Raw genomic sequence first — 13,011 nt, 5'->3', positions numbered from 1 at the left:
CGGATGGTTGAGGCGTGAGCGGAACCCATCGGCCAGTCTTCACAGGAAAGCGCAATGCCCGGAATTAAGGAAATCCGAACCAAGATCAAGAGCGTGCAAAACACGCGCAAGATCACCAAGGCGATGGAAATGGTCGCCGCATCCAAGATGCGCAAGGCGCAGGAACGGATGCGTGCTGGTCGTCCGTACGCCACCAAGGTGCGCGAGATTGCTGCGCACCTGATGCAGGCCAATCCCGAGTACAGCCACCCGTACCTGGTCGAACGCGAAGTCAAGGCGGTCGGCGTGGTCATGGTGACGACCGACAAGGGTTTGTGCGGCGGCTTGAACACCAACATCACTCGCGTGACGCTGGGCAAGCTGAAAGAGTTCGACAAGAACGGTGTTGCCGTGCAAATGACCGCCTTCGGCAACAAGGGCGTGGGCGTGCTGAGCCGTATCGGCGCCAAGCTGGTTTCCCAGGAAGTGCAACTGGGCGACAAGCCGCAACTCGACCGCCTCCTGGGCGCGATCAAGGTGCAGCTGGACGCCTACCTGGAAGGCCGCATCGACGCGCTGTACGTGGCTTCGACCCGCTTCGTCAACACGATGAAGCAGGAGCCGCTGTTCTTGCGCCTGCTGCCTCTGGCCAGCGGTTTGGATGATCCGTACCAGACGGGCGCCGATAGCCTGGTCAAGACCTCGGAAGTGAAGTCGGACTACAGCTGGGATTACATCTACGAACCCGACGCCCGTAGCGTGATCGACGACCTGCTGCAGCGTTACGTTGAAGGCCTGCTGTACCAAGCCGTGGCCGAGAACATGGCTTCGGAGCAGTCGGCCCGGATGGTCGCCATGAAGGCGGCGTCGGACAACGCCAAGAAGGTCATCGGCGATCTGCAACTGGTCTACAACAAGACCCGTCAGGCCGCGATCACCAAAGAAATTTCGGAAATCGTAGGGGGCGCTGCCGCCGTTTAAGGCAGGCAGCATCCCGTCAAAAGCTATCAAGCAAGGAATCGACATGAGCAACGGAACCATCGTTCAGTGCATTGGCGCCGTGGTGGATATTCAGTTCCCCCGCGATCAGATGCCCAAGATCTATGAAGCGCTTACTCTGGCCGACGACGAGGGTTCCTCGTTCGCCGAAAAGGGTCTGACGCTGGAAGTGCAGCAACAGCTGGGCGACGGCGTGGTGCGTACCATTGCGCTGGGCTCCAGCGACGGTCTGCGCCGCGGCATGAAGGTCGCGGGCACGGGCGCCCCGATCTCGGTGCCGGTCGGCACCGGCACGCTGGGCCGCATCATGGACGTGCTGGGTCGTCCCATCGACGAAGCCGGCCCGATCCAGCACGAAGAAAAGCGCGGTATTCACCAGCCCGCTCCCCGTTTCGACGAACTGTCGCCGTCGGTGGAACTGCTGGAAACCGGCATCAAGGTTATTGACCTGGTGTGCCCGTTCGCCAAGGGCGGCAAGGTCGGCCTGTTCGGCGGCGCCGGCGTGGGCAAGACCGTCAACATGATGGAACTGATCAACAACATCGCCAAGCAGCACAGCGGCTTGTCGGTGTTCGCCGGCGTGGGTGAGCGTACCCGCGAAGGCAACGACTTCTACCACGAAATGGAAGAGTCGAACGTTCTGGACAAGGTTGCGATGGTGTTCGGTCAGATGAACGAACCCCCGGGCAACCGTCTGCGCGTGGCGCTGACCGGCCTGACGATGGCCGAGAAGTTCCGCGACGAAGGCCGCGACATCCTGTTCTTCGTGGACAACATCTACCGCTACACGCTGGCCGGTACCGAAGTGTCCGCACTGCTGGGCCGCATGCCGTCGGCCGTGGGCTACCAGCCCACGCTGGCTGAAGAAATGGGCAAGCTGCAAGAGCGCATCACGTCGACCAAGACGGGCTCGATTACCTCGATCCAGGCCGTGTACGTCCCTGCGGATGACTTGACCGACCCGTCGCCTGCCACGACCTTCCAGCATTTGGACTCCACCGTCGTGCTGTCGCGTGACATCGCCGCCCTGGGTATCTACCCGGCCGTGGATCCGCTGGATTCGTCCAGCCGCCAGCTCGACCCGCAAGTCGTCGGCGAAGAGCACTACGCCGTTGCGCGTGGCGTGCAGCAAACGCTGCAGCGCTACAAGGAACTGCGCGACATCATCGCGATTCTGGGCATGGACGAACTGTCGCCTGACGACAAGCAAGCCGTGGCCCGCGCTCGCAAGATCCAGCGCTTCCTGTCGCAGCCGTTCCACGTGGCTGAAGTGTTCACCGGTTCGCCCGGCAAGTACGTTCCGCTGGCCGAGACCATCCGTGGTTTCAAGATGATCGTGAACGGCGAGTGCGATGCCCTGCCGGAACAGGCCTTCTACATGGTCGGTTCGATCGACGAGGCCTTCGAGAAGGCCAAGAAACTGCAATAAGGAACCGATATGGCTACCCTGCATGTGGATGTGGTCAGCGCAGAGGAAGCGATCTTCTCCGGTGAGGCGAAGTTCGTGGTTCTGCCTGGCGAAGCGGGTGAACTGGGCATCTTGCCTGGCCACACCCCGCTGATCTCGCGCATACGCCCCGGAACGGTCAAGATCGTTCGTGCCGACCAAGGCGAGGAAAACATCTTCGTCGCCGGGGGTATCCTGGAAGTTCAGCCGGGCAGCGTGACGGTCCTGGCCGACACGGCTATCCGTGCCGCCGACCTGGACGAAGCGCGCGCCCTGGAAGCTCGCCAGAAGGCCGAACAGGCCCTGGCGAACGCCAAGGACAAGGCTGACATCGCTGTCGTCGAAGCCGAACTCGCCATGCTGGCTGCGCAAGCCATCGCGGCGCGCAAGCTGCGCCAAGGCGGTCGGTCGCACTGAGCGGCAAGGCAGTACCCGGAGCTTGCTCCGGATTCGAGAAAAGCGGCCCCCGGGCCGCTTTTTTCATGCCCGCCGCCATTGCGCCCCGGCTGCCGGGCTGCCGCGCCGGTGGCAACCGCAATGCGTTCACTACGAATAGCGGGGTGGGTTTTGCAACAGTAGCCTTCAGCTTTGCGATGCGAATGGCGAGGGTGGCGTGCGGGAAGTGCTCGATTGCGGGGTGTTGCTGGCGCCTGGCCACGAAAAGGCGATGGACGACTGGATGTCGGGCCTTCAAGCCAGGCTGACGCGCGTGCGGCTGCATTCAGTGCCCCTCGTGCAGCGCGCTGTGGGTGCGGTTGGCGCACCGCCGGCACCCGATGCGCTGGCCCGGCTTGCCGTGGTGCTCAGGCGCTACGACGGCTGCATCCTGCCTGTGGCGCCGTGCTCGCTCGCCTGGACGCGCATGGCCCTGCAACAGGCCAATGACGCCCTGAAAACCCCCATCCTGCTGCTGATTCACGACATGAAGGCGCCGGCCATCCATGATTTGCTCAACCTGGGCGCGGCGGATTTCATCGCGGCGCCGGTCTGCCTGGAAAGCATGCGCGTCCGGCTGGATCGCCTGGCCAGGCATGCCGGATGGCGCGGTGTCGGCCACGCAGGCAGCCTGCAGGAATTCCCGGCAAGCTATCTGGGCGGCCAAGGGAGCGTGGGAGGGCCGAAGCCCGCGCCGGCCTCTCGGCCCCGGGTTTCAACCGACGTCGTGGAGCAGGCCCTGGACTCCATGCGCCATCAGCACCGGCAGTCCGCGCAGGAGTCCTTCAGGGCGGCCAAGGCGCAGGTCGTGAATGGCTTCGAGCGCGAGTACATCCGCCACGCCTTGTCGCGGCATGGCGGCAACGTGGCGCAGGCCGCGCGCGCCTGCGCCAAGCACAGGCGCGCGTTCTGGGCGCTGATGCGCAAGCACGGCATCGAGGCCGCGCCCTATCGTCAGGCCGGGCAGGGACGGGACATATAAGCGGGGACGCCCTGGGGCGGGCAGGGCGCGCTTGCGCCGGCGCAAGCCGGGATATCCGGGCGCTCCCGCCTTGTCAGCCAGGGGCAGTAAACTCACGGCTTCCGATCATCGAGGATAGTCGTGTCCGCTCCCCGTTTGAAGAACGATGTGTTCTTGCGCGCCCTGCTGCGCGAACCCGTGCCTTACACCCCCATCTGGCTGATGCGCCAGGCGGGTCGCTACCTGCCTGAATACCGCGAGACGCGCGCGCGCGCCGGTTCCTTCATGGGTCTGGCGCAGAACCCGGACTACGCCTCGGAAGTCACGCTGCAGCCGCTCGCGCGTTACGACCTGGACGCGGCCATCCTGTTTTCGGACATCCTGACCGTGCCCCACGCCATGGGCCTGGGCCTGGATTTCGCCGAAGGCGAAGGCCCGCGCTTTGCCCACCCGGTCCGCACCGAGCAAGACGTCGCGCGGCTGGCCGTGCCCGACATGGATAAGCTGCGCTATGTTTTCGACGCGGTTGGCGTGATCCGTCGCGACCTGGACGGCAAGGTGCCGCTGATCGGCTTTGCCGGCAGCCCCTGGACGATCGCCTGCTACATGGTCGAAGGCAAGGGCAGCGACGACTACCGCCTGATCAAGACCATGCTGTATGCGCGGCCCGACCTGCTGCATCGCATTCTTGAAATCAATGCCGAGGCCACGCTGCAATACCTGAACGCACAGATCGCCGCGGGCGCACAGGCCGTCATGCTGTTCGACAGCTGGGGCGGCGTGCTGGCCGATGGCCTGTTCCAGCAATTTTCGCTGGCGTATACCCGCAAGGTCGTCGCCGGCCTGACCCGGGAGCACGAAGGCCGCCGCGTGCCGGCCATCGTCTTCACCAAGGGTGGCGGCCAATGGCTGGAACAGATCGCGGCTTGTGGCTGCGACGCGGTGGGCCTGGATTGGACGGTCGACCTGGCGGCGGCCCGCCGCCGTACCGGGGACTCCGTCGCCTTCCAGGGCAACCTGGATCCGATGGCGCTGTTTGGCGGCGCTTCCGCCATCCGCACTGAAGCGCGCCGTGTGCTGGACGCGTTCGGCCCGGTGGGCAAGGGCGGCCATGTGTTCAATCTGGGACATGGCATTTCGCGCTTCACTCCGCCGGACGCCGTAGCCGAACTGGTCGATGAAGTCCACCAACACAGCCGTTCGCTGCGAGGGTAAGTGAGTGAACGCTTCGGCTCCAAGGGCCGAAGCGGGGCCTCCCGGCCGAGGACTTGTGCACAATAAATTTCGGCTCGGGGAAAACCCTTTATAAGCTGGTTTACAATCTTGAAAGCCGCGCTAAGTATCTGTTTTATAAACAGAAAAGCGAGTTTTCAACAGGAATGCAACAGTTTGGGCATTCTTGCCATATTCCAATTTCTGATGTTGCCCCAGCCTTTTCCCCAAAGTTATCCACAGGCGGGGCCGGAGCGGCGGCGTGTATCGGGGCGACAATCCGCAAGCGGCCGCGCCCGCCACCCCTCATCCTTTTAGCTAGGCGTTTTCCCTCACATGCATCATCCAAGCCTCCATGTCTGAAGCGCAGGCCAATGCGACCGCGGCGGTCTGCTGGGTGCGCGTGGCGCTGGACGTGCCGCTGCCCGGCCCGTTCGATTACCGCAGCGAAACGCCGGTGACGGTCGGCTTGCGGGTGATCGTTCCGTTCGGTCGGCGCAAGATGATCGGGGTGGTAGTGGACAACCCGGCCGAGCCCTCGTTCGATCCCAAGCAGATCCGGCCTATCGAAGAAGTGCTGGATGACCTGCCGCCCTTTGACGACGACTGGCTGCGAATGGCGCGTTTCGCGGCGGACTACTACCAGAGGCCGCTGGGCGAAGTGATGCTGCCCACGCTGCCGCCACCCTTGCGCAAGCCTGCGGCGTACCAGGGCAAGCGTTCCGCGGGCGGGCCGGTGGCGCGGCTGGACGGACGCAAGCGCAAGACCGTCCGCGCGCCGGCGGCCGCCGACCTGCCGCCCGAGTTGAATGATGCCCAGCGCACCGCGGTGGACACCATCGGTGCGCTGACGGGGTTCAAGCCCGTGCTGCTGCATGGGGTGACGGGCAGCGGCAAGACCGAGGTGTACCTGCGGGCCGCCGAGAAGGTGCTGGCGGCCGGACGGCAGGTCCTGCTGATGGTGCCCGAAATCAACCTGACGCCGCAGCTCGAAGGCGCGCTGCGCGCCCGCCTGGAAGCCCTGGTGGGGCCGGAAGGCCTGGCGGTCATGCATAGCGGCCTGTCCGACGGCGAGCGCCTGCAGGCCTGGGCTCGCGCCCAGCGCGGCGAAGCGCGCATGTTGCTGGGCACGCGCATGTCTATCTTCGCGCCCTTGAGCAAGCTGGGCCTGATCGTGGTGGACGAGGAACACGACGCGTCCTACAAGCAGCAGGACGGCCTGCGCTATTCGGCGCGCGACCTGGCGGTGTGGCGCGCGCATGACCTGAATATCCCGGTGGTGCTGGGATCGGCCACTCCGTCGCTGGAAACCTGGCAGCACGCCGAGCGCGGCCGCTACCTGCGCCTGACCCTGCCGGGCCGGGCGCGGTCCAGCACGCTGCCCTCGATGCGGCTGGTCGACACCCGCCGGCTTCAGATGAAGCAGGGCCTGTCGCCGCAGCTGCTCGAGGCCATTGGGCAGCGGCTGGAACGCAAGGAACAGTCGCTGATCTTCCTGAACCGGCGCGGCTATTCGCCGGTGCTGCATTGCCAGTCCTGCGCCTGGGTCAGCAATTGCCCGCGCTGCACCGCCTTCACCGTGCTGCATCGCACCGACGGCCGCGGCCATCGCCTGCAGTGCCACCACTGCGGCTACCAGGCCCCGGTGCCGCGCGCCTGCCCCGAGTGCGGTGACCAGGACCTGGCGCCCATGGGACGCGGCACGCAGCGCGTGGAAGAGCATCTGGCCGAGCTGTTCCCCGAGGCGCGCATCCTGCGCATCGATGCGGACAGCACGCGCAAGAAGGGCAGCGCGGAGGCGCTGTTCGCGTCCGTGCACGCGGGCGAGGTCGATATCCTGGTGGGTACGCAGATGGTGGCCAAGGGCCACGACTTCGCGCGCCTGGGCCTGGTGGGCGTGCTGAACGCCGATTCGATGCTGTTCGCGCACGACTTCCGCGCGCCCGAGCGCCTGTTCGCGCAACTGATGCAGGTGGCGGGCCGCGCCGGGCGGCACCAGGGCAACGGCGAGGTGCTGATCCAGACCGGCTATCCCGAGCAACCGGTGTACCAGGCCCTGCTGCGCCACGATTACGCCGGATTCGCGCGTCACGCCCTGCATGAGCGCGAGAGCACCGGCCTGCCGCCCTTCGTCTATCAGGCGCTGCTGACCGCCGAAGCGCGCGAGCTCAAGGTGGCGCAGGCCTTTCTGGAGCGGGCCCGCGTGCTGCCCGAAGGCGAGTGGGCAGCCGATTTTCCTGGCCTGGACGCGATCATGCTGTACGACCCGGTGCCGCTGCGCGTGGTGCGCGTGGCCAACATCGAGCGGGCGCAGTTGCTGGTGGAAAGCAGCAGCCGTCCGGCCTTGCAGGCGTTCCTGGCGTCCTGGTCGCACCATCTGCCGTATCTGGCGAACGAAGCCCGCGTACGCTGGCAACTGGAAGTCGATCCGCTGGAAATCTGACCGCGGCGCCTGCGCCATGCGCCGCCGATCCGATTGTTCTATGATCTTCTACCTCTATCGCGCCGGCGCGGCAGGCCCGTTGTGGCGGCTGCGCCCGTCCCCATTTTCTCGCGTTATCCTGGCCCGCTGACGGGCGGCCGCAAGCCCCGTGCTTGCCGGCCGCATCGGCATTGCGGCCATCGCGATGCATGACTATCTGACTCCAATGTCCGCAAGCGAAACGATTGGCCAAGGCATGAACCCCGCTCAACGAGAAGCGGTGCTTTACCTGGACGGCCCCTGCCTGGTGCTGGCCGGCGCCGGCAGCGGCAAGACGCGCGTGATCACCCAGAAGATCGCCTACCTGCTGCGCGAATGCGGCTACATGGGCCGCAACGTGGTGGCGCTGACCTTCACCAATAAAGCCGCCCGGGAAATGGACGAGCGCGTGAAGACCCTGGTGGACCGCAAGCTGTCCAAAGGCCTGATCATCAGCACCTTCCACTCGCTGGGCGTGAAGATGCTGCGGGAAGAAGCGCGCAACGCGGGCCTGAAGCCCACGTTCTCCATCCTGGACGCCGACGACGCCATGGCGATCATCCAGGAACTGCTGGCCACCACCGACAAGGCCCGCCTGCGCCACGTGCAAGGCATCATCTCGCTGTGGAAGAACGCGCTGCTGGAGCCGGACGACGCCGCGCGCGAAGCCATCACGCCGGGCGACGTCGAGGCCGCCCACATCTACCGCAGCTATGCCGCCACGCTGGCCGCCTACCAGGCTGTGGACTTCGACGACCTGATCCGCATCCCCGCGCAGTTGCTGGCCAGCAACGAGGAAGTGCGCACCCGCTGGCAGAACCGCGTGCGCTACCTGCTGGTGGATGAATACCAGGACACCAACGTGTGCCAGTACCGGCTGGTGCAACTGCTGACCGGACCGCGCGCCATGTTCACCGCGGTGGGCGACGACGACCAGGCCATCTACGCCTGGCGCGGCGCCACCATCGAGAACCTGGCCAAGCTGACCACCGACTACCCCAACATCAAGCTCATCAAGCTTGAGCAGAACTACCGTTCGGTGCAGCGCATCCTCGCGGCCGCCAACCAGGTGATCGAGAAGAACCCCAAGCTGTTCGAAAAGAAGCTGTGGTCGGACCTGGGCGTGGGCGAGCCCATCCTGGTGTCGGCCATGGACGGCGAGGAGCAAGAGGCGGAGTCCATCGCCATGAAAGTGTCCGTCTCGCGCTTCGAGCGCCAGGCGCAGTGGAAGGACTTCGCCATCCTGTACCGCAGCAATCACCAGTCGCGCATCCTGGAGCAGGCGCTGCGCAACCTGAAGATTCCGTACACGATCTCCGGCGGGCAGAGCTTCTTCGACAAGGCCGAGGTGCGCGACATCCTGGCCTACCTGCGCCTCCTGGCCAACGACGAGGACGATCCCGCGTTCATCCGCGCCGCGACCACGCCCAAGCGCGGCATCGGCCAGACCACCTTGCAGGCGCTGGGCCAGTACGCCGCCAGCCGCGAGATGTCATTGCTGGCGGCGGTGGCGGAGACCGGCCTGGAAACCCAGATGGCGCCGCGCCAGCTTGACCAGCTGCGCACGTTCGCGGAGTTCATCCGCCGCATGCAGTGGCGTGCCGGACGCGGCGCGGCGTCCGGCAAGGACGCGTCCCCCGCCGAGCCGGCGGGCGCGATCCTGGACGATCTGCTGGAAGCCATTCAATACGAACGCCACCTGTTCGAGCTGTTCGAGGAACGGCCCGCGCAGACGCGCTGGCAGAACGTGTTGGAACTGACCGGCTGGCTCAAGCGCAAGGCCGAGGAAGACAACATGACGCTCTTCGACCTGGTGCAGCACGTGGCGCTGGTCACCATGCTGGAGCGCGGCGAGGAAGACGAGCCCGATGCAGTCAAGATGTCCACCCTGCATGCGTCCAAGGGGCTGGAGTATCCGCACGTGTACCTGGCGGGTGTGGAAGAGGGGCTGCTGCCTCACCTGGGCAAGGACGACGAGGTCGGCGACCCGGCGCGCGCGGCCGAGAACCTGGCCACTCGCATCCAGGAAGAGCGCCGCCTGATGTACGTGGGCATCACGCGGGCGCAGCGCAGCCTGAACCTGAGCTGGTGCAAGCGCCGGCGGCGTGCGCGCGAGGACCTGGTGCGCGAACCTTCGCGCTTCATCGAGGAAATGGGGCTGGGCGACATACGCGTCCAGGAAGACGAGGCCACGGCCGCCATGAATCCCAAGGAACGCATGGCCATGCTGAAGGCGCTGCTGAAGAAGTAGCGGACAGGCAGGCCGCGGCCCGCGCTTGTGGAGAATCGCGGCTCGCTCCTACACTGGTCAGGTCCGGATTGAAGGAGCGCATCATGTGCCGCTGGCTCGCTTACACAGGTAGTCCCTTGCAGATGGAGAGCGTGCTGTTCAAGGCCAGGCACTCCCTGATCGACCAGAGCCTGCATTCGCGGCTGGGCGCCACCACCACGAACGGGGACGGATTCGGCCTGGGGTGGTACGGCCGGCCCCCGGAGCCCCCATTCCGCTACCGCAGCGTGCATCCGGCCTGGAACGACCGCAACCTGCGCGAAGCGGCGCGCGCCATCCACGCGCCCCTGTTCGTGGCGCACATCCGCGCGGCCACCGATACGCCCGCGCAGGAAACCAATTGCCATCCGTTTCGCCACGGGCAATGGCTGTTCGTGCACAACGGGCTCATCCGCGACTATCCGCTGCTCAGGCGCGACCTGATGCTGATGATCGCGCCGGCGTATTTCGGCTCGCTGGAAGGCTCCACGGATTCCGAAGTGATGTTCCTGCTGGCCCTGACGTTCGGCCTGGACGAGGACCCGATCCCGGCGCTGGCCCGCATGGTGGGCGCGGTCGAAGAGGCCGGCCGCCGCCACGGCGTGGCGCAGCCGATCAACATGACCGTGTGCGCGCTGGACGGCGAGCGCCTGATCGCGGTGCGCTATTCCAGCGAAGGCGATTCGCGCACGTTGTTCCACAACACCTGCGTGCGCCACTTGCGCGAGCTCTATCCCCACGATCCGCAAATCGCCGCCCTGGACGAAGACGCCTTCCTGCTGCTGTCCGAGCCGCTGTCCGAGATGCCTGGCGCCTGGGAAGAGGTGCCCGAGGCCACCGCCATCATCGCCGGGCGCGGCGATGTGAAGCACTATCCGTTCGTGCCGATTCCGCCCGGCGAGTGAATCGCCTGTAAATCTTGGAAATAGGGGTCATCAAGCACGTATTCCTCATATAGGGGAGAATACGGATCGCATGACTTTGCGACGTCCTGGGCCGCGAAAGCACCCTAACTCAATAAGGAAGTTGCATGACCGATAGCCGAACCCCGCAGGCCTCAGATGCATTAGCGGTGTTTACGCGCACGGGGAGCTCCCCGGACTGCTTTGAATTGCACGAAGACGGTGTCGTCAGCCAGCAAGGCGATGCCCGCAGCTACACCGCATTCGCGGAAATCCAGGATCTCTGCCTGTACGCCTCCGGGCCGGACGCCGCAGCGGGTCCCGTCAACAGCCTGGCCTATCGCAGCCGCACGGAAAACGCCTGGACCGTGGCGTCCGGCGTCGATGAATTCAGCAAGTTCATGGACGCGTTCCGCTCGCACTATGTCGCGCAGCGCCTGCCCGTGCTGGAAGAGCTGACCGAGCAAGGCGCGCGAGTCACGTTCCGCTACATCGTGGGCGGTGAATTTCCGGACCTGGAAACGCGCGAGTTGTCCCTGTCGGCGCAAGGCCTGCACATCGGCGGCGCCACCTGGCCCTACGAGTCGCTCCAGCGCATCGACCTCAATGACTGGACCGAGACGATCAGTCTGCAGGACGACAGCGGCAAGACGGTGTTTTCGTGCCTTGTCACGCGCATCCTCAGCTCCGACCTGTTCGTGAACCTGGTCTATGACCAGCTGGGACAGACGGCGGAATACGCCTGAAGCGGGACATGCCCGCAGGCGGCGCGTGCAAGACGCGTGCCGCGCCAAGTAGAAAATGGCCGCTGCGAGCGGCCATTTTTCATTCAGTGCCCGGCGTGCAGCGCGGGATTCAAGGCGCCCCATGAGGCCGTGCGCAGCAGCGTCTCGACCGCGCCGGTCTGGGAGTTGCGGCGGAACAGCAGCCCATGCTGGCCAGCCAGCGAGACGGCCTTCACGACCGCGCCTTCCGGCGTCAGCACGCGCGTGCCGGCGGTGACGTAGCAGCCGGCTTCCACCACGCAATCATCGCCCAGCGAAATGCCCAGGCCCGAGTTGGCGCCCAGCAGGCAGCGCTTGCCGATGGAGACCACCTGCTTGCCGCCGCCCGACATGGTGCCCATGATGGACGCGCCGCCGCCGATGTCGGTGCCGTCGCCGACGGTCACGCCCGCGCTGATGCGGCCTTCGACCATCGACGCGCCCAGCGTGCCGGCGTTGAAATTGCAGAACCCTTCGTGCAGCACGGTGGTGCCGGGCGCCAGATGCGCGCCCAGCCGCACGCGGGCCGTGTCGGCGATGCGCACGCCGCCGGGCATGACGTAATCGGTCATGCGGGGAATCTTGTCCACGCCGCGGATTTCCAGGACCTGGCCGGAGGCGCGCAGCTGCCAGCGCAGCGCGTCCACCTGATCCACCGCGCAAGGACCCGCCGATGTCCATGCCACGTTGGCCAGCACGTTGAACAGGCCGTCCAGATTGGCGTCGTGCGGACGGATCAGCCGGTGGCTGAGCAGATGCAGCCGCAAGTAAGCGTCATGCGCGTCAACGGGCGGTTCGTCCAGCGAGGAGATGGCGGTGCGCACGGCGACGATGTCGACTTTGCGGCGGGTGTCGCGGACGAGGGCGGTGGGAACGTGTTCCCCGAGCGCGGCGCGGGCTTCTTCCGGGGTCAGATGGCGCGTGCCGGTGGCGGGGGAGTTGTCGGCCAGCGAGGGGCGCGGATACCAGGTGTCAAGGACGGTGCCGTCGGCGGCCAGGGTGGCCAGGCCGTAGGCGATGGCGCTGGTGGGGGTGTCAGACATGGTGCTTTTGACTGGCGGGTTGCTTGGTGGGGGACATTCTAGGCGAATGTTTCGGGTGGTGGGGGTATTACGTTTGTGTCTCTTAGGTGTGATGTATGTGATTTCTGGTGGGTTCTGGTTCGATCGGTTCGTTCGTTCATTCGTTCGATCGATCTACGTAGGTCGCCCGGTGGCGCGGGCGGGGGGGCTGCGAGCGCCCGCCATAGCGGTCCGGAGCCTTCGCTCCGGACGTCCCCGTCGTCATCTTCGTCACCGCCTTCGGCGGTTCCTTCAGATTCCCTCGGGCGCATGGAGGTTGCTCGCAGCCCCCCCGCCCGCGCCGCCGGGCTACGAGCGTCTGGATTTGATGCGCTGCTAGAGCTGTGGTCGGGGTAGGGAATCTGCGGGGCCGCCAAATGCAGCCGCGCGGGCGGCTGCATTTGGCATATGGGCGTTGGGTCGTCGATTCGGTGTTCGCTTACGCGAATGCGGGGAGACGTTTGTTAATGGTGCTCGCCGTGGGGGGGAGGGGCGGTGATGGGCGGCGCGCGATGGCGAGC

10 protein-coding genes are annotated in these 13,011 nt (G+C 65.8%); 9 read left to right on the top strand and 1 reads right to left on the bottom strand.

Going from position 1 to position 13,011, the window contains the following annotated elements:
* The first annotated feature begins 54 nt into the window (after positions 1-54).
* The 9 genes from atpG (at position 55) to HLG70_RS19810 (ending at position 11,411) form a co-directional block, all read left to right on the top strand.
* Positions 55-960, top strand: a complete 906-nt coding sequence (gene atpG / locus HLG70_RS19850; RefSeq protein WP_171666859.1) for a F0F1 ATP synthase subunit gamma — start codon at positions 55-57, stop codon at positions 958-960.
* A 43-nt stretch (positions 961-1,003) separates the two neighbouring features.
* The gene (gene atpD, locus HLG70_RS19845; RefSeq protein WP_171666857.1) at positions 1,004-2,407 is read left to right on the top strand and encodes a F0F1 ATP synthase subunit beta; all 1,404 of its coding nucleotides are present in this window, start codon (positions 1,004-1,006) and stop codon (positions 2,405-2,407) included.
* A 9-nt stretch (positions 2,408-2,416) separates the two neighbouring features.
* Positions 2,417-2,842, top strand: coding sequence for a F0F1 ATP synthase subunit epsilon (locus HLG70_RS19840; RefSeq protein ID WP_013391134.1), 426 nt, complete (start codon positions 2,417-2,419; stop codon positions 2,840-2,842).
* Between the two features lie 205 nt (positions 2,843-3,047).
* Positions 3,048-3,842, top strand: coding sequence for a helix-turn-helix domain-containing protein (locus HLG70_RS19835; protein ID WP_419144825.1), 795 nt, complete (start codon positions 3,048-3,050; stop codon positions 3,840-3,842).
* A 120-nt stretch (positions 3,843-3,962) separates the two neighbouring features.
* Positions 3,963-5,036 carry a uroporphyrinogen decarboxylase gene (gene hemE, locus HLG70_RS19830; protein WP_171666855.1) on the top strand — a complete coding sequence of 358 codons (1,074 nt, stop codon included), beginning with the start codon at positions 3,963-3,965 and terminating at the stop codon, positions 5,034-5,036.
* A 352-nt stretch (positions 5,037-5,388) separates the two neighbouring features.
* Complete coding sequence (locus tag HLG70_RS19825) at positions 5,389-7,476, top strand: primosomal protein N' (protein ID WP_171666853.1); 2,088 nt, start codon at positions 5,389-5,391, stop codon at positions 7,474-7,476.
* A gap of 205 nt (positions 7,477-7,681) precedes the next feature.
* A complete protein-coding gene (locus HLG70_RS19820) occupies positions 7,682-9,745 on the top strand; it encodes a UvrD-helicase domain-containing protein (protein WP_171666851.1) in 2,064 nt (687 codons plus the stop codon).
* Positions 9,746-9,828: 83 nt separating this feature from the next.
* Positions 9,829-10,668, top strand: a complete 840-nt coding sequence (locus HLG70_RS19815; RefSeq protein ID WP_171666849.1) for a class II glutamine amidotransferase — start codon at positions 9,829-9,831, stop codon at positions 10,666-10,668.
* A gap of 206 nt (positions 10,669-10,874) precedes the next feature.
* Positions 10,875-11,411 carry a hypothetical protein gene (locus tag HLG70_RS19810; RefSeq protein ID WP_234103142.1) on the top strand — a complete coding sequence of 179 codons (537 nt, stop codon included), beginning with the start codon at positions 10,875-10,877 and terminating at the stop codon, positions 11,409-11,411.
* 83 nt (positions 11,412-11,494) lie between these two features.
* On the opposite strand, the gene dapD is transcribed toward HLG70_RS19810, so the two are convergent.
* The gene (dapD, locus tag HLG70_RS19805) at positions 11,495-12,472 is read right to left on the bottom strand and encodes a 2,3,4,5-tetrahydropyridine-2,6-dicarboxylate N-succinyltransferase (protein WP_171666845.1); all 978 of its coding nucleotides are present in this window, start codon (positions 12,470-12,472) and stop codon (positions 11,495-11,497) included.
* Positions 12,473-13,011 lie beyond the last annotated feature (539 nt).

Origin of the sequence: Achromobacter deleyi (assembly GCF_013116765.2) — a bacterium.
Lineage (GTDB): Bacteria > Pseudomonadota > Gammaproteobacteria > Burkholderiales > Burkholderiaceae_B > Achromobacter > Achromobacter deleyi_A.
Note: the sequence above shows the minus strand (reverse complement) of the source record. Positions and strands in the feature narration are given on the sequence as shown.